This is a genomic window from Marinobacterium sp. BA1 (assembly GCF_041155135.1).
Classification (GTDB): Bacteria; Pseudomonadota; Gammaproteobacteria; order Pseudomonadales; family Balneatricaceae; genus Marinobacterium; species Marinobacterium iners.
This window is the reverse complement of the sequence record NZ_BAAFHC010000002.1, coordinates 1-22185: the sequence shown is the minus strand read 5'-3', so window position 1 is coordinate 22185 and position 22185 is coordinate 1. Positions and strand designations below refer to the sequence as shown.

Annotated in this window: 34 protein-coding genes and 1 pseudogene; 28 read left to right on the top strand and 7 right to left on the bottom strand. The window is 52.0% G+C overall.

Annotated features, from left to right (window positions below):
• Positions 1-1101 precede the first annotated feature (1101 nt).
• From ACAM29_RS19290 to ACAM29_RS19275, 4 genes are read right to left on the bottom strand one after another with little or no spacing between them, the layout of a single operon-like run.
• Positions 1102-1893 (bottom strand): DNA-binding protein, encoded by a 792-nt coding sequence (locus ACAM29_RS19290; RefSeq protein ID WP_369625197.1) that lies wholly within the window; start codon positions 1891-1893, stop codon positions 1102-1104.
• Positions 1890-2591: a hypothetical protein gene (locus ACAM29_RS19285; RefSeq protein ID WP_369625196.1), complete on the bottom strand. Its 702-nt coding sequence runs from the start codon at positions 2589-2591 to the stop codon at positions 1890-1892. Before ACAM29_RS19285 ends, ACAM29_RS19290 begins: the two co-directional genes overlap by 4 nt.
• 1 nt (position 2592) lies before the next feature.
• Positions 2593-3294 carry a metallophosphoesterase gene (locus ACAM29_RS19280; protein WP_369625195.1) on the bottom strand — a complete coding sequence of 234 codons (702 nt, stop codon included), beginning with the start codon at positions 3292-3294 and terminating at the stop codon, positions 2593-2595.
• 16 nt (positions 3295-3310) lie between these two features.
• Positions 3311-4174, bottom strand: coding sequence for a hypothetical protein (locus ACAM29_RS19275; RefSeq protein ID WP_369625194.1), 864 nt, complete (start codon positions 4172-4174; stop codon positions 3311-3313).
• 245 nt (positions 4175-4419) lie between these two features.
• Between ACAM29_RS19275 and ACAM29_RS19270 the strand changes: the two genes are divergently transcribed.
• The 23 genes from ACAM29_RS19270 (at position 4420) to ACAM29_RS19160 (ending at position 16177) form a co-directional block, all read left to right on the top strand.
• Positions 4420-5022, top strand: a complete 603-nt coding sequence (locus ACAM29_RS19270; RefSeq protein ID WP_369625193.1) for a hypothetical protein — start codon at positions 4420-4422, stop codon at positions 5020-5022.
• Between the two features lie 87 nt (positions 5023-5109).
• Entirely contained in the window at positions 5110-5667 is a 558-nt protein-coding gene (locus tag ACAM29_RS19265) for a hypothetical protein (RefSeq protein WP_369625192.1), read from the top strand.
• A 20-nt stretch (positions 5668-5687) separates the two neighbouring features.
• A complete protein-coding gene (locus ACAM29_RS19260) occupies positions 5688-6152 on the top strand; it encodes a helix-turn-helix domain-containing protein (protein WP_369625191.1) in 465 nt (154 codons plus the stop codon).
• A 76-nt stretch (positions 6153-6228) separates the two neighbouring features.
• Positions 6229-6414 (top strand): hypothetical protein, encoded by a 186-nt coding sequence (locus ACAM29_RS19255; protein WP_369625190.1) that lies wholly within the window; start codon positions 6229-6231, stop codon positions 6412-6414.
• A gap of 33 nt (positions 6415-6447) precedes the next feature.
• On the top strand, positions 6448-6936 hold the full coding sequence (locus tag ACAM29_RS19250; RefSeq protein ID WP_369625189.1) for a hypothetical protein: 489 nt from the start codon (positions 6448-6450) through the stop codon (positions 6934-6936).
• Positions 6937-7127: 191 nt separating this feature from the next.
• On the top strand, positions 7128-7526 hold the full coding sequence (locus ACAM29_RS19245; protein ID WP_369625188.1) for a hypothetical protein: 399 nt from the start codon (positions 7128-7130) through the stop codon (positions 7524-7526).
• Entirely contained in the window at positions 7510-8064 is a 555-nt protein-coding gene (locus ACAM29_RS19240) for a DUF262 domain-containing protein (RefSeq protein ID WP_369625187.1), read from the top strand. Before ACAM29_RS19245 ends, ACAM29_RS19240 begins: the two co-directional genes overlap by 17 nt.
• A gap of 17 nt (positions 8065-8081) precedes the next feature.
• Complete coding sequence (locus ACAM29_RS19235) at positions 8082-8933, top strand: trans-aconitate 2-methyltransferase (RefSeq protein ID WP_369625186.1); 852 nt, start codon at positions 8082-8084, stop codon at positions 8931-8933.
• Positions 8934-8946: 13 nt separating this feature from the next.
• The gene (locus ACAM29_RS19230) at positions 8947-9333 is read left to right on the top strand and encodes a hypothetical protein (RefSeq protein ID WP_369625185.1); all 387 of its coding nucleotides are present in this window, start codon (positions 8947-8949) and stop codon (positions 9331-9333) included.
• An 11-nt stretch (positions 9334-9344) separates the two neighbouring features.
• Complete coding sequence (locus ACAM29_RS19225; protein ID WP_369625184.1) at positions 9345-9608, top strand: hypothetical protein; 264 nt, start codon at positions 9345-9347, stop codon at positions 9606-9608.
• On the top strand, positions 9595-10284 hold the full coding sequence (locus tag ACAM29_RS19220) for an adenylosuccinate synthase (protein WP_369625183.1): 690 nt from the start codon (positions 9595-9597) through the stop codon (positions 10282-10284). Before ACAM29_RS19225 ends, ACAM29_RS19220 begins: the two co-directional genes overlap by 14 nt.
• A 7-nt stretch (positions 10285-10291) precedes the next feature.
• Positions 10292-10531: a hypothetical protein gene (locus ACAM29_RS19215; protein WP_369625182.1), complete on the top strand. Its 240-nt coding sequence runs from the start codon at positions 10292-10294 to the stop codon at positions 10529-10531.
• Between the two features lie 31 nt (positions 10532-10562).
• Entirely contained in the window at positions 10563-11105 is a 543-nt protein-coding gene (locus ACAM29_RS19210) for a hypothetical protein (protein WP_369625181.1), read from the top strand.
• Positions 11106-11128: 23 nt separating this feature from the next.
• Positions 11129-11491, top strand: coding sequence for a hypothetical protein (locus ACAM29_RS19205; protein ID WP_369625180.1), 363 nt, complete (start codon positions 11129-11131; stop codon positions 11489-11491).
• A gap of 464 nt (positions 11492-11955) precedes the next feature.
• Positions 11956-12276 (top strand): DUF5406 family protein, encoded by a 321-nt coding sequence (locus tag ACAM29_RS19200; RefSeq protein WP_369625179.1) that lies wholly within the window; start codon positions 11956-11958, stop codon positions 12274-12276.
• Positions 12277-12280: 4 nt separating this feature from the next.
• Positions 12281-12829 carry a hypothetical protein gene (locus tag ACAM29_RS19195; RefSeq protein ID WP_369625178.1) on the top strand — a complete coding sequence of 183 codons (549 nt, stop codon included), beginning with the start codon at positions 12281-12283 and terminating at the stop codon, positions 12827-12829.
• On the top strand, positions 12822-13364 hold the full coding sequence (locus tag ACAM29_RS19190; RefSeq protein ID WP_369625177.1) for a hypothetical protein: 543 nt from the start codon (positions 12822-12824) through the stop codon (positions 13362-13364). The genes ACAM29_RS19195 and ACAM29_RS19190 overlap by 8 nt, the downstream gene beginning before the upstream one ends.
• Positions 13361-13609, top strand: coding sequence for a hypothetical protein (locus ACAM29_RS19185; RefSeq protein WP_369625176.1), 249 nt, complete (start codon positions 13361-13363; stop codon positions 13607-13609). The genes ACAM29_RS19190 and ACAM29_RS19185 overlap by 4 nt, the downstream gene beginning before the upstream one ends.
• Before the next feature lie 374 nt (positions 13610-13983).
• The gene (locus ACAM29_RS19180) at positions 13984-14448 is read left to right on the top strand and encodes a hypothetical protein (protein WP_369625175.1); all 465 of its coding nucleotides are present in this window, start codon (positions 13984-13986) and stop codon (positions 14446-14448) included.
• A 4-nt stretch (positions 14449-14452) separates the two neighbouring features.
• Positions 14453-15025 carry a hypothetical protein gene (locus ACAM29_RS19175; protein ID WP_369625174.1) on the top strand — a complete coding sequence of 191 codons (573 nt, stop codon included), beginning with the start codon at positions 14453-14455 and terminating at the stop codon, positions 15023-15025.
• 287 nt (positions 15026-15312) lie between these two features.
• Positions 15313-15633, top strand: coding sequence for a hypothetical protein (locus ACAM29_RS19170; protein WP_369625173.1), 321 nt, complete (start codon positions 15313-15315; stop codon positions 15631-15633).
• Positions 15634-15711: 78 nt separating this feature from the next.
• Complete coding sequence (locus tag ACAM29_RS19165) at positions 15712-15867, top strand: hypothetical protein (RefSeq protein ID WP_369625172.1); 156 nt, start codon at positions 15712-15714, stop codon at positions 15865-15867.
• 31 nt (positions 15868-15898) lie between these two features.
• Positions 15899-16177: a hypothetical protein gene (locus ACAM29_RS19160; protein ID WP_369625171.1), complete on the top strand. Its 279-nt coding sequence runs from the start codon at positions 15899-15901 to the stop codon at positions 16175-16177.
• A 198-nt stretch (positions 16178-16375) separates the two neighbouring features.
• On the opposite strand, the gene ACAM29_RS19155 is transcribed toward ACAM29_RS19160, so the two are convergent.
• A complete protein-coding gene (locus ACAM29_RS19155; protein WP_369625170.1) occupies positions 16376-16543 on the bottom strand; it encodes a hypothetical protein in 168 nt (55 codons plus the stop codon).
• A gap of 672 nt (positions 16544-17215) precedes the next feature.
• On the opposite strand from ACAM29_RS19155, the gene ACAM29_RS19150 reads away from it, so the two are divergent.
• The 5 genes and pseudogenes from ACAM29_RS19150 to ACAM29_RS19130 all read left to right on the top strand — a co-directional run bounded on the left by ACAM29_RS19150 (position 17216) and on the right by ACAM29_RS19130 (position 20720).
• A complete protein-coding gene (locus tag ACAM29_RS19150; RefSeq protein ID WP_369625169.1) occupies positions 17216-17404 on the top strand; it encodes a hypothetical protein in 189 nt (62 codons plus the stop codon).
• Positions 17405-17552: 148 nt separating this feature from the next.
• Positions 17553-17924 (top strand): helix-turn-helix domain-containing protein, encoded by a 372-nt coding sequence (locus ACAM29_RS19145; RefSeq protein WP_369625168.1) that lies wholly within the window; start codon positions 17553-17555, stop codon positions 17922-17924.
• 149 nt (positions 17925-18073) lie between these two features.
• Positions 18074-19203, top strand: a pseudogene (locus tag ACAM29_RS19140) (RNA-guided endonuclease InsQ/TnpB family protein).
• Positions 19204-19849: 646 nt separating this feature from the next.
• Complete coding sequence (locus tag ACAM29_RS19135) at positions 19850-20305, top strand: hypothetical protein (RefSeq protein ID WP_369625167.1); 456 nt, start codon at positions 19850-19852, stop codon at positions 20303-20305.
• A 19-nt stretch (positions 20306-20324) separates the two neighbouring features.
• Complete coding sequence (locus ACAM29_RS19130) at positions 20325-20720, top strand: hypothetical protein (protein ID WP_369625166.1); 396 nt, start codon at positions 20325-20327, stop codon at positions 20718-20720.
• Positions 20721-20954: 234 nt separating this feature from the next.
• Here ACAM29_RS19130 and ACAM29_RS19125 read toward each other — a convergent pair whose 3' ends face one another.
• Together ACAM29_RS19125 and ACAM29_RS19120 are read right to left on the bottom strand one after the other, a co-directional pair.
• Positions 20955-21761, bottom strand: a complete 807-nt coding sequence (locus tag ACAM29_RS19125; RefSeq protein WP_369625165.1) for a hypothetical protein — start codon at positions 21759-21761, stop codon at positions 20955-20957.
• Positions 21762-21819: 58 nt separating this feature from the next.
• Positions 21820-21984, bottom strand: coding sequence for a hypothetical protein (locus tag ACAM29_RS19120; protein WP_369625164.1), 165 nt, complete (start codon positions 21982-21984; stop codon positions 21820-21822).
• Positions 21985-22185: the final 201 nt, after the last annotated feature.

Sequence of the window (22185 nt, the reverse complement as noted above, 5' to 3'; positions counted from 1 at the left end):
GGCCACAAGAAAGCGGGTGACCTCGCGCGCAGCGTCACTCTGACGTCAGCCCCTGATGGCAGGGGAAGGAAAACCTCTTGGGCCAAATGCGGCATCCCCGACAGCCCCCGTGTACAGGGGGAAACCTCATCTGCTTACTCCTTCATGGCTCCCGGATGCCGACAGCCCCCGCGTACAGGGGGGCTTTTCAACGTTCGCGTAATTGAGGTGTTTGGACCGACAGCCCCTGCGCACAGGGGAAAACCGTCCTCAGCCGGTACTACGAGTTGGCGGAGCCGCCGACAGCCCCTGCGTACAAGGGGAAACCCTGAGCCAAATAAACCCGGCCCTAGCCTGTAACCGACAGCCCCTGCGTACAGGGGAAAACCCTGTCACCTGATCATCTTCAGGATGCATTGTCCCGACAGCCCCCGCGTACAAGGGGGGAACCTAGTGGTGCAGGGCGTCATCCCATTCGGAGTGCCGACAGCCCCCGCGTACAGGGGGAAACCATGAAGAAGTTGGCCTCTTCCCAGCCACTCACAAACCGAGAGCCCCCGCGTACAGGGGGAAACCTCGTCCAGCTACGACGCGCCGACAACCAGACCCCGACAGCCCCCGCGTACAGGGGGAAACCGCCCTGGCTAAAGCTGGATCTCCTGTTCAGCTCCGACAGCCCCCGCGTACAGGGGGAAACCAGGATCCCTTTGCTGTAGTTGTCGATATCGCGCCGACAGCCCCCGCGTACAGGGGGAAACCCACAAGATTCATAGCTTCTCCTTTTCCTGGCCACCGACAGCCCCCACGTACAGGGGGAAACCCAGGGCGCCACTCGTGACAAGTTCGCCATGCACCGACAGCCCCCACGTACAGGGGGAAACCTTACTGTGTCGCCAAAATTTCATCGGCTCGCCCCGACAGCCCCCGCGTACAGGGGGAAACCGCAATCACTAGCTCTCATCCAAAGAAGGGGCGCCGACAGCCCCCGCGTACAGGGGGAAACCCCTGCGCATCGTGCGCGAGGTGTCTGAGTTCGCCGACAGCCCCCGCGTACAGGGGGAAACCTAACATTAACATCTTGAATCCAATAGATTTAAAGAGCATGCGTGTATCTACCGGGATTCATGCAGGCTGATCCGGGCTTGTGTTCACGCGCTTCAGTAGCGATGCACAGCGCTCAATTTTAGCATGTGTTTCCTCATCACTCTCTGGGATGTTAATTTCACTCAACGCCTTCACGGCATCATCCACTGTGTGGCGGATCAGGCGTACTTCAGCATTCAGGTGTTGCTCGGTCATACGTTGGTTGCTTTTAGCCATTGTGGCCGTTTCCTCCAGCTGCTGGTTGCGCTGGCGCAAGGTATGAATCTCTATTTGTGACGTGTGCTGCAGAGCGGTGAGTTGCTCTGTGAGCACGCGTATCTCCGCATGGCGATCCTGCGACAGGTGCTCAAGGCGCGTCACTTCGTCGCGCGCATATCGAAGTTGCCCCTCCAGTTTCTCGATCCTTTCTTCAAAACGATCAATGCTCCGTTCATGCTGTTCACGCACCTCGGCCATCTCACGTAGCTGGCTGTGCACCCATTCACGATCACTGGCGAGTACCGACTTGTATTCATCAACGGATCGCCGGGCACGCTCAATAATGCTGTTGTAAAACGTGCGCGTCAGCTCAATGATCTCCACCGGCAAGTCTGACTCAAGTGACAGGCCCTCATTGAGCTTGGCAACCTCATGCGAGCGTGCATCCTGGTACCAGTCATTGATCAGACCCTGGAGTGTAGAATTCGAGCCGTTACTGATGCCGGTATGATGGCGCACGGCGCCAACGGTTGGGCGGATACCCTGAGCCATCAGGGCATCACAGGCGGGAAACACGTTGCTCTTGAAAAAGATCTTACTGGTGCGGCTCATTGGGTTTCTCCATCAGTAGCGGTGAGCGCCTGGTCAACAAGGTAAAACATGCCGCCGAGCAGGTGTAGGCCTTTAGTCGTCAAGCGGTAAGTCTGTCGTTGGGACTCGGGGTTTTCGACTTCAACGAGCCCCATGTTGTAGAAGGTTCGCACAACCAGAAAGGGTGCCCCATGTGAACGACAGCTGAAGCGCGCCATTTCACGCATATTATGGAGTCCTATCAACAAGCAGGCCAGATCGAAGAGGCCCAGTAGCGTGGTCTCGTCTGCCAAGGTGCATATATCTTCCAACACGGCGCGGGCGCTCGGTTTCCTACCCCCATTGCCGGGATAACGGTATTCATCGAAACCGAGATCCTTGAATGCGCCATGGTAGGACTGCAGCAACGCCTGGCCGACATCTGTCAATATAATTCGACCGCTGCCACGCTTACCGCCTGTTTTTTCGAGCGCCAGCCATCCGAGGCCATTTCGCATCCTGAGGGTGGCGCTCGATATTTCGGTAGGGGTTAATCCAGTGTATTTGGCAAGATCAGACACGCTTGCAGGGAGCTGAGTCGCGAGGGTGGCAAAGAGTGCAAGGGTACGAACGCGCATAGAGCGTGTCGCCGGCAATTCAAGCAGCAACCGTAAGCTGTCTCCGTATTGCTCAAGGAGAGCTTGATGGAATGCGATTGTAGCAGGGTGCGGTTTTGGCATCTCAACCTCCTGCTTGTGTACAGGACATGACTGCGCGGCGTGCAAGGTCTTCTAAGCGCATTACGGTGAAGTAGCCCTCTTCGCTCCAGCCGGCCGTATCCAGGTGCCAGACATTGCCCAGCAGGACGGGGTCTATTACGGGGCAGTGACCCACGCAAACGCAGGCGATGTTCTCTACAATCCGATCATCGTAGGAATCAAACCGCTTTCGAGACCACATCAGGCCTTCGCGGTCGCGGCGCGAAGTGAAGAGTGTTGGCAGCGCATGCCAGTCACGCACGATCGGGTCAGCATGAACGATACCAACAAGGCCCGTCTCGGTCTCGACTTCGATCGCCAGGGGCAAGGTTGATAGCAAATCGGCATAGTCTTGCTGTTCGTAGCGGCTCAGACCTTGAAACCAAAGGCCTCCGTTCTGGATCCAGTTGTCGGTTGTAACCGTGCGGAACCGGACGACATAATCATCGTGGTTGCCTCTTACAGAATGCACCCAGGGGTGCGCCAGCCATTCATGCACAGCATCACTTTCCGGGCCGCGGTCTAACAGGTCGCCGCAACAAAACAGGCGATCTCTGGATGGATCGAAGCCCAGAGCCTCAAGCGCACGATGGACATGAGAGAAGTACCCGTGAATGTCACCCACCACATAGTCGGTGCCAGCGGTATTAAGCCCGTAGTGATGAAGGAAGGGATTGGTTTGCATGATGAGTCTCCTCTGATTAGCGCCTGGGGCTTTCCAGCATTGCGCTCAGCCGAGACAACACGCATCGGCCGGAATCGTTGATAACACTGTAAGGTCTGCCGCTGAGCGGGTCATCGATACGGGTGAGCAATTGGCCTCTGTTCAGTCGTCCTATGAGCTTTGAGATGGAAGACACATGAACACCCAGGATGCGCTGCATGTCCCACAGCTTCACAATCCCCGCGTTTAAACAGATGAGGTAAGGAATGGCGATCGTGCTGGTACTCCCGACACTCTCCCTGAACTCACCAATAAAGGACGGACTGATCGGTTTGCCTGACATGTCCGGCGCCGCAATGACACCCACAGTATCGAGACAGGTCTTGTATGCCATCAGCACTTCGTTGGCTTTTGGTGTAACTCGGTACAGCTGAGGATAGAGGACGTCATCACAGGACGTTTCCTCCATTTTCTCGACGATCCCGTTACTCAAAAGGACGCCATAGAAGTTGCTGCCCAGCAAAGATCGCTTAATGCCCGTTTTCTCGACCAATCCCACAACCGACACGCAAGGTTGTTGTGCGCAGTATGCCAGCAGCCCGAGGGTGGCAACAGTCATGGGATGATCCTTGGACAACGCATAGAGATCGCTTACCGCCTTGCGAAACGCGTCTGGCAGATCGTCAGCTATCCGATTAACGGCGTGTGAGGGCAGGGGCGCCTGGGCGCGGGCGAGGAACGTGTCACGCTGGCGCTGAGCAATACGGATGGCGTTTTCGCGGCCGCCGTGTGCAGAAAAACTGAAGGCTACCTGATCACCTTCCAGCACTGCCACCTTGGGCACTTTAACGACAACGGTTCGGGTATTGACGCGCAGGTAACGCATGTCTTGTGACGGCACCCTAAACACTCCCTTTTTGGATTTTATATCTTTATGTACTTAGTGTAATACATACGTTATGAAATATAAATCATTACTTACGAGAATGAAGGTTCTCGGCAGTAACGCTAAATTACGGCTTTCTTCCTGACCAAGGCTGCCTGATCAGTACTTTTATGAGGGGGTATCATTTCTTCGTTGACTTATCCGATATGTGATATACCATACAATAAAATGTATAACTGAATATGCATGAGGATTGTGCAATGGAAATCCCTGAACAGATTTACCTGGTGCACGCCGGGGATGGTTTAGCGTGGTCAACTGAGCCTGCACCGGGCGAGGGAATGGATCCTGCAGACGCCGTTCCATACTGGCGCGCTGATGCGGACGGCGGGTACCTCGATGCTTTGCCTGCAGCGGACAGGCCTGCGTTGCTTAAGCAATTTAAGGCGCTGCAACAGGTCGCACGGATGAAAGAGCGCCAGATGTCGCTGCTACGACGGACGCTTGATGAAGTGGATCTAGAGGATCGAGCAGTACGAAGCATCGTGTTGGAAAGTGAGCGACAAGTGAACGAACAGCTTTCCAATCATGTGCTGGAGCTGGAAGCGCTTAATGATTCGCTCCAGGCGCGAATTGAGCTGGTTGAAGACGAGTGCCAGCGATCGCATGCGCGCGTGTTGGCCATGGCGGAGCACATGATGCGGCTACTCCCTTCAGAGCAGCATGAGCTATTCGACGGACCTGATGTGGACTCAACTCGTCGACAGTTTCAAGCGCGACTCCTCAGGCGCTTTCTGGAATCGTTGTTGTTACCTGCAGATGAGCGAGCAAGGCTTGAATCCGCTGCTCGCAATTTCGATTAGGGTCAGCAGGGTAAGCCAAAACACTTGCAAAAGTCCCATAGGGAACTATTATGAAGCAACATCACATTCCGCAGGAAGTACACGACCATGGATACACCGTTCGATATCACCCAAAAGCCGCTGTCTTTGGCGGAATTGGAGCAAAAACGTGAAGCACTGACGACAGAGATCGTGGCCCGGGAGCGCCAGATGCGACTCACGATCTGGACGATAGCTGCTCTGGTTTTATTGCTGTACGTCGGCACCGGTGCCGGTAACGCGCACTGGGGCTGGCTCGCGTGGTCTCAGTTTGCGTTCATTGTGATTTTTACCGTTATGCCTCTTGTTATGGCTGCTGGTTGTGCATCGCTAATCATCAGTGGAACCCAAATAGTTAAAATAGCACAGACCAAAGCCGCGCTTGCAGCCCTTTCAGACATTGACCGCGAAGCGTGTCTGGGGATCAAGGACTGGCTTGAAGACGACGATATTCGCCAGTACCGGGACTGGGTGCAAGCTGAAGGTCGCGTGTTCACGCTGGGCGAAGTTGAGGCGATGCGATCACACTGTAAGTCCCGAGCCAAGCACCAAGAAGAGGGTGAACGGGCTGCCGCCATTGATGCGGCTTGCCGGGAAGTTTACGTCGATAATCTGATTCAATCGTGAAGCCGCGGTAGGGATTAAGCATGAGCATAGCAGTAGCAGAAAGAATTAAATCAGTAGTAGATCTCTTTCCGAGTCGGAAAGAGTGCGCAGCCGCCGCTGGTGTTTCACCCGATATGCTTTCGCGTTACATGCGAGATGAGAGCCAGCCAACATTTATGGTTCTCGCCAATATGTGTAAGCCTGTGGGCGTCAACCTGAACTGGGTGGCCTATGGCATGCCACCCATGATGATTACCGATGGTTTTGGTTGCATTGGGCGCAAGGTAGAAACTGAAAGCAATATGGCCACTCCTGGCTTTCAATCACTGGCGGATATTCTTAAGCAATCCCCGCTGAGGGTGCTCGAAGCCCAAATTGAAACTGCTATTTCAGAAAAAACCAAAATACCTTCAGCCTGCTTTGTGCGTTCGTTCAGAAGTGATTTAGACGGGTCCTCTATTGGTATCGAACTTACCATTAGTGAAATCGCAACACCCGACCTTTGATGATCATGCCAAGAGGTTCCGCATTATGTGCATAATGAGATGGCTTAAATCCCCGGTTTGGGGCCAATTGGAGCACATGGATACGCACGATGCTTTGGAGCGCGTAATAGCGTCAATGCTTATTTTGGTTGGATTGCTTGTGACGCTGCTCATTTTGATCGTGATGCCAGGCAGTCCTTCGTCGGCATTTGCGATTGGGTTTGGTTCTATTGCCATAATGCTGTCGGTCAGATCGTTGCTCATTGGTAATAAATTGGACTGATAACGATGCTTAATAAACAGAGGTTATTAGAAGATGGATCAAGATCACGACGCAGTCATTTCACAAATAGAATCAATCGAGCGCTATCAGCGCTGTTGTATTTATTTGGTAATTTGTGGGCTTGGTCTGTCATTGATCTTGTCCGTTGCAGGAAACCACTATTGTGAATGGTTGAGTTGGAAGGACTTTATAATTAGCGGTGCTCTTGTAATGACCACTATTTACATAGCCACAGGGGCTTCTTATATTGTTTCTTCAGCAGCAATTGACGGCAGTAGAAGTGCCTATGCAGCAGGTGTGGTGGCTATTGTCTGTATTGGTTTATTTGATTTTCTTATTGTTTCTGCTGTTGGCCTGAATTACGCAGTTTTAACAGTGGCGCTTTCAATCCCAGGATCACTCTCTGTATGGGTATACATGGCATTGAAACAGGATGAGGTCCTTAAAAACCTTTACACAGGTTATGCGGATATTCTCGCAACTGAAGGATTGCATATCGGCAATAGTCGAAGAGCCCATTAAAGTAATGGAGAATAAAATGAGCGATGTTAAATGCCCGTCGTGTCAAGCTGACCAGAATATAAACCATGATGATGGTTATGGCTACGATGAGGATAGCGATCACAAACAAGTGTGCAATAAATGTGGCTATGAGTTCAAATTCACCACTTCGATAATCTACAGCTACAGTGTTCATTGCCAGGAGGGTGACCATGATATGCAGCCTTTTGGTATTAAATGGCCCGGCATGTTTCAGTGTTCTAAATGTGACTTTTTCGAAAGGCGTGAAGAAAATCTGGAGGAGTGCGCAAATGCATAAATGCTCTGATATCCTGAAGGAATTACGTGCTTTGGAATGGGCGTGGGGATCGGAATTTGCAGCAGGTCAAACAGCAAGTCGTGCTATAGCTGAAATAAAAGCGCTGCAAAAAGAAATTGATGAATTGCGCTCCCCTAACCGATGGGTGGCTGTTGTCCGGAAAGGCTCAGATCCAATGCTATCAGGTCAATATCCAATGTGTGCAGAATTCAGGGATGGAGCTTGGAAAACCCTGTCTGATGGCACAAAATTATTCGTGTGCGACAGTGAGGCCCATGATGCGAGCACTTAAAAGCATTCCCCAGCCAATTGATCATGGACGGTATTTCGAAAGCACACTGGATATCCTCAATTATCAACTGCGGAAATATAAAACTCAGCAGGAACAGATTGACACATCGACATCCTCTGAGCGCTTTGCCTGTGGCTGGCCTGTACCACAATTTCAGCGCCCCTTGGTCTGGTCCCGTGCGCAGCAAGTCGCCTTCATTGAAAGTGCGTGGTTGGGGCTGCCGCTGGGAACCTACACTCTTCACGAAGAAGACTGGGACGATTCTGGCAAAGCTTTGCCTTTCTCGGGTTGTGTGATCGATGGTCAGCAACGACTCACTGCGCTTGAGCAGTATTGGGATGACCAGTTTACCGTGTTCGATCTCTATTGGTCCGAGCTTGATCATCGTGATATGTGTCGATTCATGAACATTAAATTCGCCCATTATCGCGCCGCTCTTTGGAGCGAGTCTGAAATTCACGACCTGTATAACCGAATGGCGCTTGGCGGCACTCCCCATACGGCGGAGCAGCGAGCAGGTATCCATGACACGCAATAATGCGTGAGGAATCCATCATGCAAATGACACTCAATGGTGTGCTGGAAAATAGCGCAGTATGCATTGAAACCAGCGGAGATGTATCGCGAGGTCAGGTATTCACGCCTCGTTGGTTTTCCGATCTCATCATCCGAAGAGAGTACGGCTGGTTGGGGCGTGAACATTGTGTTGTAGAGCCAACGTGCGGTACCGGCTCCTTTCTTCAAGCGATCCCTTCTCATGTATCAGCCATTGGCGTTGAGATTGATCCTGTACTGGCTGCGCGCGCTAAAGCCGCGACACCCCATCGGGTGATCCAAGGTGATTTCCGGACAGTGGAGTTGCCAGGTGAAGTGGACCTCGTTATTGGGAATCCACCCTTTTGTATGGACTTTGTTGATGATTTGCTTGAGCGGAGCTGGGAGCTTCTACGTCATGAGGGCCAGGTAGCATTGATACTACCGGCCTACACATGGCAAACGGCCAATAGGGTGTGCCGTTACGCCAAAAAGTGGTCCATATCGTCTGCGAGTATTCCGCGCAATATCTTCACGCAACTGAAGCAACCGCTGGTGTGGGCACGATTCATAAAAGATGACGCCCGGACGTTGGTGGGATTCATGTTTTATGAAGAGGTCAATGCGGTCAATTGTTTACCTGAAAAATACCGTCAGATTTTTATCTCTCAGGATAGCGCCCCGTTATGGCCACGGGTCGTTGAAGAGGCGTTGGTTGACTTGGGTGGGGAAGGCGATTTAAGCGAAATATACCGCATTGTTGAAGGACGGAAGCCGACTGAGAATACGCATTGGCGTGCACAAATCCGAAAGGTGTTGCAAACACATTTTCATAAGGTCTCGTCTGGACGCTACAGTCTTGCTCTGAATTAAAAAGGACTCAGCTATGGATAATCGAATTTTCAATATCAACGGTAAAGGCAGACAGATGCTTGAACGCACGCTGGATTTGGCGCTCGTGCAAGCGAATAAAAGTGGCTTCGCCTCATGGGTTGTCGACCCAGAGCGTGGCCTTGTCCTGTGTTGGTTGGACAAGGCCGGCACCCCCTTCTTGAGTCGGGTGGGTGCACCAGCCGTAACTGAAATGGTAATGGAATGGCTTAAGACAGATAAGGCAAAAGCCGTGCCGCCGGGGCGCATGTGTGAAAATCACAATCACGATGGCAGCAACTCTTTAGGCTGGCAGGTGTACTGCGAGGATTGGGGCTTTGTTGGAACGAATGACTATGCCATCTGCGCCGTCAGACCGGCTTATATCTGGCATGGTAAGTAAGGAGTGTAGATATGGCCGTTAAAACCCGTGATCGTATCATCCAGGCGCTGAGTAATGGGCCGCTGTCCTTTTATGAGCTGGCATTGAAAGTGTATCCGCCTGACGACTACCCGAAGGCGTGGAGGTACTGCCGCCACGGCGGTCCGCCGGGATGCTATATGACGCTTTCTGCGATGATCAGACGCATGGATCTTGACGAGTGGAGCAGAGGCTCAGGGTCGGCCAATCGGATGGTAATGCTTCCGCATAGGATGAAGGTGCATGCAAACACGTAAAAGAGCCACTGAATATACGCACTCCGCGTTGTGTGACCTTGCGGTGGACTGGCTGAAGCGGCCCCAGAGCCGTGATGGGCATGGGTGCCAGATTGCGATGTCAGAAGTACCGACCGGATGGGTTGGCGAAATACCTGATGCGATCGGATTCAGGGCGCAGGGCCAGTATGACGATGGCTCGGTTGTGGTTGAGGTCAAAACCTCACGAGCCGATTTTCTGGCCGACCGCAAAAAACCTCACCGGTCTGGCGAAGTTAATGGGGTAGGCCGGTGGCGTTACTTCATGTGCCCAGAGGGCCTTATCCAGCCTGAAGAGCTTCCCGAGCAATGGGGGTTGCTTTACGTGACCAAGCGAGGCGGTATACGTCCGATTGCAGGGCCTGTCACCACGCGGCATTACCATGATCGTAAAACGCTCTTGAAACAAATGGCATTCGATGACCGGGACATCATGAAGGAGCACTTTGTTCTGGTGCGGCTGCTAACCCGTGTGGGTGATGTGGAATCCCTCAATAAGCGTTTGAGAGAAGCTGAAGGCCGCGCTAGCAAGGCTGATAACCAATCAGCACGTCTGACTGAAGAGCTGCGCAAAGAACGGGCCAAGCGAAGGCGACTCCAGCTGATGCATCAGATACAGAGCGAAACGCAGCCGATTCCAAAACGAGTTGGTAAATGAATTTCAAATGGATGACAAGAACATAATGAACCCCCTCGAAGATTTTATAAAGCGGTGGAATTTACTGCCTGTAGAGGCTGCCAAGGTCCTTCGCATCCAGAAGTCGAAGGCAAGCGAGTACCTGTCAGAGGTGCGCAAGCTGCCCCCTTACATAGAGGCCCACATTGAGACCTTCAACCAGCTTACACCGAACAAGGCCCGTGAATTGATTGCTAAAAGGCTTGGAGTTGTTCCCAAGGGGAACTAGAATCAGGCTAAACTACAAGGAGACTGCGACCATGGATACACCGTTCGATATCACCCAAAAGCCACTGCCTGCAGTGGAACTGGAACAGAAACGCGAGGCGCTGACAGCTGAGATCGCGGCCTGTGAGCGCCGACTTCGCGCTCAAGGATGGATACTGGCAGCTCTGGTCGCTGCTGTGCTGGTGGCCAGCAGCGCCGGTAATGCTTATTGGGGCTGGCTCCCGTGGTCGGATTTCACTGCTGCTGTTGGTGCTGCTGTTGGTGCTGCTGTTGCTTTCATCGCATGGTTTGGCAAGCAGCGAGACCGTATAGATCAGGCCCAAGCCGCGCTTGCAGCCCATTCAGACACCGATCGCGCAGTTTGCCTGGAGATTAAGGAGTGGCTAGAAGACGACACCATCCGTCAGTACCGGGGCTGGGTGCAGGAAGAAGGTCGCGTGTTCACGCGGGGCGAGGTCGAGGCCATGCGGGCACACTGGGTATCCCGAGCCAAGCGCCAGGAAGAGGCGGAACGGGCCGCTGCCATCGATGCCGCTTGCCGGGAAGTATATGTCGATAATCTTGTTAAGTCGTAACACTCTGAAAAAGGACCTTTTCAATGAAGAGCAACAAAATACATATCAGACTGATCACAATTCGAGTGCTCGCCACGCTGAGTCTCCTATTCGGCGTCGTTATGGTCTATTTCCGAGATTCGGCGGGCTGGGAGCCACTATCAGGCTCCGTAGTGGGCGCTTGCGTGATGAGTGCATCCGCAGCGGCATGGCTTGCTACGATGGACTTTGAGGGCATAACAGGGCTTGGCGTGTTCTTCGCCTTTTTTCCAATGGCTGCGTTTGTATTCGCCAGCATGGACTCAGGTTTTATCGGCGGGGTTAGCGTGGTTGTAAGTAGTGCCTTCTGCGGCTACGCCGTCTACCGACTGATGCGTGAACCACTGGAAGCGGTGAATTTCATATGAATACAATAATGGTAATTTTCATTTATCTGCCAATCCTAATTTTGATCAGTTATTTTACGACCATCTTGGTTTTTCAGCCAGCGAGAGTTTTTAAAGGGCGCTGTCGAAAAGTCATTCGGGAAATGAAATCGGGTAAAGCACGTGTAACACCGGTTCCGGTTCGATGGGGAAGGGGGCTGTCATCATTGTCAACCGCGTTCAAGGTTGACTACTCCGAAGGAAGTTTCATCTTTGAACGCGACCCCACACGCGCATTTGACGGGACATATGTGGTGAGCAATTCTGTACCCATGCTCTCAGATAATGAACTTGGATTTATTATCAAAGGCTCATGTATGCATTCTCTATGCATAGATATTATACGGGATGGTAAAGTTTGGCGGTAATCCAAAATTGATGCGCCGTATTGTGTTTATCCTTTCGCCCCGGCGATGGTGAAATACCTATTAAAAGTTGAGGTAGCTATGAATTATGATCCAAACCTTACGTTATGTGGACGAACCGCTACCCAGACGGTGGAGCTCACTTTCCAAATATGGGATTACTCCAAAAAAACAGTTCACCATGTGGATGGTAATCTAACGGGTCTGGATGTCTTTTCAGCGGCGGTTGAAGAGGCTTATGAAGGCCTTCCAACGGATTTTGGCTGCGCATCACTGACGTTGATGAATGCAGAAGGGGTCGAAATGCATTGTGCAGACGATGAAAACGAAGGCTATCAATGGCTTAAGGATATGTTGGTCAAGGCCGAGATAGTGGATATTCAACCAACGTTACGGGACTGATGTTATGGGTTGGAAAAATATCAAGGATCACTACAAAATCGGCCATCACGTTCAGGTGGTGCCTGGCAAAGGGATATGCATCGGATCGGGTTACATACACGATATAATCGTGTTATCCGAAACAGGTGAGTTTCTTAAGCGATACTCGGGTAGCAATGAGGATTTGAATCGCTACCAGACAGAGATGAACGCCGATCCAGCCAAACTCGCAACGTTGATCGCCGAGCCCGATGTGTTCAGTACGTCGCTGCCTGTTTATACGTTTGACGACGGCCGAATAAAAGAATTCCTTTGTGCAGAATACGGTTGGCCTAACTGCACGCATGATGGTCAGATGATGTACGACAATACCTTTTCATCCAGCAAGGATGAGGTCATCAAATGGGCTCTCGAGGATTTGGCGTGCGCAATAAAGTGTGACGCGGACAGGATCCAGACTTTAGAGTTGGAATTGGAAGACGCGCGTGCAAATAGGGCAAAAAATACGGAAGCATACTCTTCACTTTCCGCTCAATATCCCGCAATCGCAAAGGCACTGGAATCAAATGGCTGATCACGAACAGATTGACGTTGACTTTGAGATTTCGAAAGCGCACCTAAATACCAATGGTTGGAATCTTGATCACTATCACTCAGGCAATTCCTTTGATGCCAACGTGTTTTACTTGGTAGACTATCGGACACATGACGTGCGTATCATCACAGTGAACAGCGAGCTGGCCGAAAAGTTTCGCGGTCCTGAGATTGCAATCGAGGAGCTGGCCTTTTTGATCTCTGAACAAACACTGGTCGTCCAGGAAACAGCCAAGAGTGGTGGCCCTGTGTCTCAGGACGCCGAGAATCTCCTGGCCATGGCGCTGTGGCTCTACATTACCCAGACTCAATCGTACGCTCTCTGGAAGGTGCAGGCTGAACAGGGTCAGCGACTGCATGCCCTTATCAACATCTATGGCACGCGTGATAATGGCTGGGTGAGGCCTTCACCCATCAATTACACGGGTACTGTGCTTCCGGTTGAGGCACTGCAAAAGACCTCCCTCGATCTGATGGCGCAGGACAGGCAGCGTCATCCGGAGTGGTTTGAATGACCGCTCAAGTGGTTATCGATGAGCGGATCTTCGATGCGATCCTGAAGGGTATCATTGAAGAGGGCGAGTCAGGGTGGCACTTTGGAAGCCTGGGCGGCCACCGGTTCTATCTTGAACGGTGTGCTGAGTCGGGGCTGATCACATATACAGGGGATGTGACGGTAAAAGGGCATGAGCGGTATCAGAGCCGACATCTGGCAGCACTACCTGATTCTCGGTGGTACTTTTGGGATAAAACGGCGTGAGTCAGAAACAACGGGATATTGAATACTTTGAAGCGCTTCTAAACCACCTCAAAACGCCGTCTGTTCGATCGGGTACGGGTATTCGAACAGCCGCGCTTGAGCACCTGGTGCTGGGAACGCCACAGTCCGAGCTTGCACGTAAGCACGGTGTCGCACAATCCAATCTCAGTCGGTTAATCAAGCGCTTACGCGAGCTGGATCAATGGGTGGGGCATATTTGCAAATTAAAAGAGTCACGGGATGTTAAGTCTAAAAGACCCTAGCATAAAAGCCCTTCTCAACACCCCGGGGAATGTTGACGCTACTTGTAGATTTAGCTATATTGGGTTATATATTATATAGCTCATGGTGGCATGATTAAAAGAGGATGTGACATGTCAGCTCGAAAAAATAACAGCCGCGCATTCTGGCTTCCAGCCCTGATTGGATATGCTGCTCTCGCTGCTTACCAGGGATGGACGCACTACCAGATCTATATAAAACCCACCGATTTCACATTGGAGAAAGTGCTATTGGCTATTCAGCCAATCAGTGCGAGTCTAAGCGACATGCCGTTGATTGGGTTGATCACACTGTTGGGTATTGCGCTATGGTATACAATATGCAAACTGCGCTACCCTTCCCATATTGACACGATGGTTACACCACCCGATGCGGATATCAACGTGCAAATTAAAGTGGCACAACTCAATTACCTCTCAGCAATGCGTGGAACAGAAGCTGACCGGGTATTTGCTGCAGGCATATTTGGAGGCGCGCTGGGGCTGGGGATGTATGTAATGCAGATGCTTCTTGGCGTGGCGCCAGGCGCGTGGATTGCGCTGCATCTGGCGGGATAAAACGATGGCTGTCATCTTTTACCCCAAAGGCGCGCTAGGCTCTGGCTTCGTTGGCTATCGCGCGGTCACTACACTGGGGAGTGAGGACCAATATGCGCAAAAATGGTTCTCGCTTAATGACTACAGTCCCCAAGAAGCCAAGCGCTTGGCGGAAAGCTGCAACCGGCATTGGCGCCAAAAAGCCGAGTCAGTAGCGGCGGACAAGCAGCTCAATTTCACACGATGGAATTCGATTGAGGATGTGCCGGGCCTTTGGGCGCAGCTGCGAGTAGAGCGAAAAATGAGGGCCACGCTCCGGGCATATGTGACTCCGTGTTTTGTTGTGTGTTTGCGTAAGTCTGGCAAGTCCGGTCAAAAACTGTTTCGAATATCACCCGATCGACGTGATTACCTCTCAGCATGGGAAGAGGCATGCCGCTTATACACGGAGATTAGAGGGCTTCCCGAGGAAGCAATTGAACACCTGTTCAATATAATGCCGGATCCGTGTGTGTTCTATAACGAATTGTATTACACAACGCCTGGGGTTCAGGAAAATGCTGATCGCCAACTCATTATCGATAAGGCTGCCTACTGATGAAACGGTTGAAGTGCCTATTTAAAGGCCATGCATGGCGGCTTTCAGAAGAACACAATCTTGATAGCGGCAAGCTCCAAGTCGTTGAGGTCTGTTGTTCACGTTGCAAGGTAACAACAGGTCGGCACTGGGTTAAGCCTGAGACGAATGAGGAGTTAAACGAGCAGCGAAAATTTTTCACGGCAATGCGCGATGCATTTGTATCATTAAACGCAACCTTCAAGTAGGAATGCATGGTGGCAATAGCAGAGATAATCGAGGATATCCTTTTTCGTTCAGGGGTGATCATGGGTATGATCATCATGGTACTTATTTATCTGTTCACACAATCATTAGCTAGTTGGTTAAATGCTCGGCGCCGGAGTAGACTTGAACGCGATGCTATTGATAAATTGGAAAAAGATGGGTACCGATGCCTGATGCCAAGTAACACTCTTGAGCATTTCGAAAATTTGGATATAGAGCAGCGTCTGTACATTGGACATTTCGTGATAATTGACAAGAATGGGGATACCATCACTCGTTTTGTCGAATTAACGCATGACACAGATAGCCGTGCTCAATCAAGACGTGCTAATTTCGCTTTGATCCAAGGCGGCAAAAAATAGGCTAGATTTGATGCCCACGTATTCAGTGTTGAGGAAGTTCAACAAGCGCTTAACACATTGCTGGATGAAAATTTTTTAATGCGTGTAGGTCATGGTACCTATGATGTCGTGGATCCCTTTATTCGCGAGAGCTTGTCAGATACAGGTCGAGTGTTTGCAGCAAGCGAGAAGGGCGATGAGGACCCGTTGCGGGTACTGAACAATGAACAGCAGGCCGAGCCAGGGCCAGGCTAACTAACATCAAACATTGATCTGGAGATACATGATGAAAGCACAGGATTTGGAAAACCTCACCAAGGCCGCTCAGGGCATGGATAGGGTGTGCAACGATATCCACGAGCTATGCCGGGTCCGTGATGAACCCTTCTTGAGCGAGTTGGCTACCATGCACCTGCAGACTGCGGTAAAGCTGAAGCAGGACCTGGATCGTCTTTTGACCCTGAGTCATGAGCACATCGAGCGTGCAGGTGCGCAAACCGAACCTGATGATCCTCTTTCACAACGCGAAGCGCATGATTGGAAACCAGTCCCAAAGATGAATTGAGCGATGACGGCTAGTTCTGTGGCGGCGCGCGATGAATTCGCCACACGCCTCCAATCTCGATTGGACGAATTGGGAATTCCACGACGGCGTCAAATCAACTGGTTCCGGTCTACCTGGCGAAATGAAACGGGTGAACGCTTGAGCACCACCTGCTTCCGGAAATGGTTATCAGGTGATAGCTTGCCCCGTCCAGAGCGGCTACCCGTACTTGCGCGCCTGATTGGGCTCGATCCATCGCAGCTGCGCCATCCAGCATACACCACCGTTGAGGCTCCAACGACAGCGGTTATCCCGTGTCTCGACATCGGGGTGTTGATGAGCTGTATGGAAGATATCGATCATGTACTCGCACAAACGGGCGATCATATATCAACGCCAGCACGCGCTGCTGTTGTGTCGGCCTTGTATGAACAGCGCGTTCAGACACGGCGAGGGAGGTTTAACAATACCGAAAAAGCTGTGATGACGCTTTCTTCGTTGGTCCGATCACAGTATATCTGGTCAAACACAGGTTGACGGCTATGGCGAAACCCAAAACGAAACATGAGGCCTTAACATTCTGGGAAAATCACTCGCCCGTTATGGATGCCTTCCCCTTGGCCTTTCCCAATGGGGCTCTCATGCAGGAATTTCATGGTGAGTGCTTTAGATGTGAATCCCGAATCCCCGTGATCGAATTCCGCGGAACTGTCACGCAACCAATTCCGACAGTGATCACTATTGAAGCTATAGGGCTCTGCCGTGAATGTATGCTGCTGACGCCCTTCCTGGCACGTATAAGGGATGATTTCTCGTTGGAATATATTGAGAACACCACGCGGCAATGGGTCAGTGTTAGACCGGCGCCACCCACTCTTTGGCAGAGAGCTGTTCAATGCCTGCACCGTACCCTGCGGGGTTAGACTCCGTTTGCCCCACCTGCTGTACGATCACCTGATATACTGCGTATGCAGGCGTCAAGCCTGTGTACTATCGACGCCCGGGGGCCATTCGTCCCTCCGGCGAAAGGTCTCTGGGCAAACACTGCAGGAGGTGTTTATGCCAAAGGCCTGGAAAGAACCCAAATCGTCCCAGAATGAGGAGGAACAACTTAAATCGTGTCGCTTCGAGATCCCGCGTGATATTCACGCAGCCCTAAAGGTGCAGGCCGCCTGTGAGGGTACGACCATGCGTGAGCTGGTGATCGAAGGTATACGGCATGTGTTAGCACGATCCGGACGCCGATAGGCTGAAGGAACGATCAAGTACCTAAGGCGTCAGTAGCCCTGGCCAAAAGACCACCTATACTGCAAAGCAAAATCAAGCCTATTTTATCAAATCACGCATGATGCGGAATGGTGCTATAATGCCATTAAAGACAAATAGGCGATGCGTTATGAATAACACAACCCGCTGGGCTCCCGTCTCACAACAGCTTGTCGCGATGGGCGAAAGGCTCAACCAACTGCGAATTCTGCAAGGCAAAACAAATGAAGAGCTCGAGCTGGCCTCAGGTGTTGGCAGGGCGACGCTGTCACGTCTGTGGGCAGGCAAACCTGTTAAATCCGACACCTTGCTAAGTGTGCTGGCAGCATTGCACGAATGGGGAGTAGTGGATCAACTGATAGCACCCGTTGTGAAACCTGCTGTTCCGCTGGAGGCCGAAGAATCTGATAAACCACTTTCAGCGAGGCAGCGAGTGCGTAAGCGGAAGGCTTCCAAGGTTTCAGCTGCACCGCTCTACCGTGGACGTAGGAATAGGAATTGATAATGCGTATTCAAGTCATTATCAAAATAGCGCGTAAAACCCCTTCCTGACGCCCGGAGGGGGAAGGGAGGGGATATAAGCGCAGCGTCTGAAAGACGCTTGTATAAACCACTTGAATGTCTTACAAAATAGATTCTATATTTGTAAGTATGAAATCGAAACGTGCATTCAAATACCGCTTCTATCCCACACCGGAACAGGCTGCGCTGCTGGCGCAGACGTTCGGGTGTGTGCGGTTCGTGTACAATTCGATTCTCAAGTGGCGTACCGACGCCTTCTATGAAGACTGTGAAAGCATCAACTACAACGCGGCCAGCGCCAGGCTGACCGCGTTGAAAAAAGAGTTCGACTGGCTGAGTGACGTCAGCAGCGTACCGCTGCAACAATCGCTTCGGCACCAGCAAACGGCGTTCAAGAACTTCTTTGAAGGTCGGGCGAACTACCCGACCTTCAAGAAGAAAAACCGCCGACAGTCGGCCACCTACGCCAGCTCGGCCTTCAGTTACCGCGATGACCAGCTATTCATTGCCAAGAGTAAGGAGCCACTGGCCGTGCGCTGGTCACAGGCACTGCCGTGCGCCCCCAGTTCCATCACGATTTCCAAAGACCGCGCCGACCGCTATTTTGTGTCCTGTTTGTGCGAGGTCGAAGCCCAAACCCTACCGGTTGTCGCCAAGACAACCGGCGTGGACTTGGGCCTGAACGACCTGTTCATCACCAGTGACGGGTTCAAATCCGGCAATCCCAAGTACACGAAAAAGTACGCTGCGAAACTGGCCTACCTTCAGCGCCAGCTGGCGAAAAAGGTGAAAGGCTCCCGTAACCGCGCCAAAGCACGGTTACGGGTAGCCCGCCTGCACGCCAAAATCGCAGACTGCCGGAGGGACGCCACCCACAAGGCGACCCGCACACTCATTAACGAAAACCAAGTTGTGTGCGTTGAATCATTAGCTGTGAAGAACATGATCAAGCACCCCAGTTGGCGAAGGCGATAGCCGACGCCAACTGGGGTGAGTTTGTCCGCCAGCTGTTGTACAAAGGTGAGTGGGCCGGTCGATCAGTTGTCCAGATCGACCGCTGGTTTCCCAGCTCCAAACGCTGTCCGACTAAGGGCTGCGGGTATATCAACGACAAACTGCCTCTATCAGTCCGGTCATGGACGTGTCCCTCTTGCGGCACGTTGCATGACCGGGACATTGCGGCAGCGATCAATATTAAAGCGGCAGGGCTTGCCGTGTTAGCCTCTGGAGCGACTGGAGCGGGGGCACGGGCCGTCTAGCGACTGCCGTGCCTAGTGAAGGCGTGTTGAACGAGGAAAGCCCGCTGGGTGACAAGCGGGAATCCTCTTCCTGAAACGCGTTAGCGATGAAGGGAGGGGTGGATGTCAAGACCTATGCTTCTCGTATAAAAAGGGCAACCCGTTTATCGAGCAGCATCAAATGCGATGCAACGGAAAGCGTGACAATTTCACGCGAGAAGATTTGTTAGCCGCGGCGCGTGTTGCAGGAATTAAAAAGGCAGGAGAGATAATAGACGAAGTTCTGCAATGCGTTTCAAAATGGAAGTCGTATGCGGATCAAGCGGGGCTTCCGGAAGTGCAGGCAGGTTGGATCATGAAACGCTTTAGGCTCGATTCGCTTCGAGAAAGTGGTACAGGCGCCAAGCCGAAAGGGGTGTCAAGCAGCACATTAAACATGTGAATTGAACCCCTTCGATGATTCATTAACCGTGTCGCGGGCGCAGACGTGCCCTTGGTGGGCCGCAGCGCAGCCGGTAGCTACCTGATGAGGAACGGAAAGGTGAAAGAGGTTATGGTGGCGCTGGATCAGGCTTCAGGAGTTGAGGACGAAGCAGAGTGAAATAGTGATCGGGGGGTGCCCGCTAAACATAACAGGTTGGCACCCCCATTCTTTTGGAGAACCAAAATGAAACCATTGAGTGTGAAGCGATTTTGCCACGACCGGTGGCACCAAGTAGGCGTAAAGGACCTCACTGAAAAGGACCTGATTTTTTACCAAGGCCAGCTTTTGGAAGTTACCGGCCAACCTGAGGTCAAAAATGGTCGGGTGCATTTGCCGGCTCGCCTTTGCCAAGCAGCCAATGATTCGATAGTTGTGGCAGTGGGTGATGCGTGGAAAAACCGCGAGGCAACGATTGCCGTGATGGATTATACCAATGCGGCATGCCGTGACTTTGGTGATGGTACCGAGATGATCGGTGAGCTTGAGGCAGGCCCTGGGGCTATTTATTCGCCACGCTTAACAGTTGAGGAGCTTGAAGCTTGGTGCATGGCAAATCTCGGTCGTTTTGAAGCTTTTTTTGAATCGAATGAGGCCGCTTTGGATGAAGGTGATATCATCAAGATTGAGCCTTGGTGGTAAACATTAAGTGGGGATCACGATGATTAAGCGAGATCGAATCGATAACAAATCACGTAGGCTGCGCAAGAAGCTGCACATTGGCGAATTCACAGTAATCGCTCAACCGTGGCTATTTGAATTCAAATATAGCCTGGATGAAGCTAACTCCGACCTGCTGCATGATCGCCTAGTCGATTTGCATGAGGAGGGTTTTATGAGGTTGGGTTTCGCCTTCTCCTCGAATGATCACCTTGTGGTGCATTTGGAAAGGTCGAGTGATGGGCCGCTGGAAACCTTTAAAAAGCAGGCGCGTTTAATTGAAAGTATGCTGATGGATGAGCTTGGCATTGTGGTGGTTGATTATCGCCCCGAGGGTGACGAATGCGATGCTTACAATTATGAGGAGGTTGCGTGTGATCCTCCAAGCGTCTTCTGAGCTGCAAGCGGTACGGATCAAATGCTCGTGCTCTTTATGCGTCATGGCGTGCACTCCTTAGTACACCCGCAAAGGGCGATGCCTGTCGCATTGTGCGTGCGTCCTCAGAATCGGATGCAGCAAATACCTTTAAATTGGGAGGGGTGTGGAGTTTGACCAGGCCGACTACTGCAGGCCTGGTCGCCCGTAACGGCCAGCGAACTGAATCGCTGCGTACACGGGTGAGTCGTCCCTTTATCTTAGCGCAGCTTCCTGATTATGCGCAACGCCAGCGGCCAAAGGATCAACAGTCAGCGCCTGCGCGTACTCAGGTAGAGGCCTAAAGTCCTCGCCCAAGACCTGAAAGCACTCCGCTGGAACCGGCTGGGTGAACAGCACTTCATAGCCAGCATCACTGGATGAAGGCCTGATATCGGATTTGATTTGCAGGATTGCCAGCCCGTCTTCGGGGACATCCTCGAATTCGTCCCCGAGCCAAGACCCTAGTGCTGTTTCGCAAGCCTGCCGATCAACAAAAGCAAACGTGGTTGAATGCGGCTCGCCAAGTTCCTCCGATCGGGGGCCAATGGTGGGCACAAGGCCGTGCTCCAAAATCGACGGAACATTCTCCACTGGAGTCACATGGTAGAACGTGAGATTGAGCTTTTCATACAGCGCCTGCTTCAGGCGCTCTGTCAGCGGCGATTGTTCTACCTCAGGGGTGAGCCAGCGATGATCTGAGTAAATCGTCCAAGGGCCCTGTGAGCCGCCTTCAGAGCGCATCTTTTCGAGCATCTGGCGCTGCGTTTGTATGCCGTCCGCATCAATATAAAGCGCTTTTGAGAAACCTGGATCGCGGAATCGAACGATAGCATGATCCGGCGAGCACTCATTGCGCGAGACGTGGCAAAGTTCAGCCTCTCGACCGGTCAAGCGCATCACTTCATGCACCGCGGCTGCCAGATGCCAGCAGGCGCCGTCGAACCACCCGCCGCCGGTATGGTTAACCGCCATTTCGTACTCAGAACCTGCGACCATCTGAAGTGCGTCAAGGAGTTTCATCGATCAAGCCTCCCGAGTATCAAATTCACGCCCTGGGTGAGTAATGAACCATCCCTTATCAAGCCGCAGCGGAAACGACTGCATCTTGATAAGGGATGGTGCCCTTGTGCTTAACTTTGCCCCGCTTAAGGGCTTTCTTGCGATCTTCGAAGCGCGCAGCCGTATTGTAGGTGCGGGCATGTTTAGCAACGAGGTTGCGTGTATCCGTTTTCTGGGAACTCATGTTGTGATCCTTGTTTTGTGAATTGAGTCTGCCGGCTCACCACCTCCGGCAGTCGGGTATTAAGACAGCGTTGGTGAGGAATCCGAACGGGTAGCACGGAACATATCATCGTCTGATGCGATGATATCAAGCTGCTCGTCCAGAAACTCTTTGGGGAGCATTACGATAATATCCGCATAGCCATACAGGCGCTGGTAACTA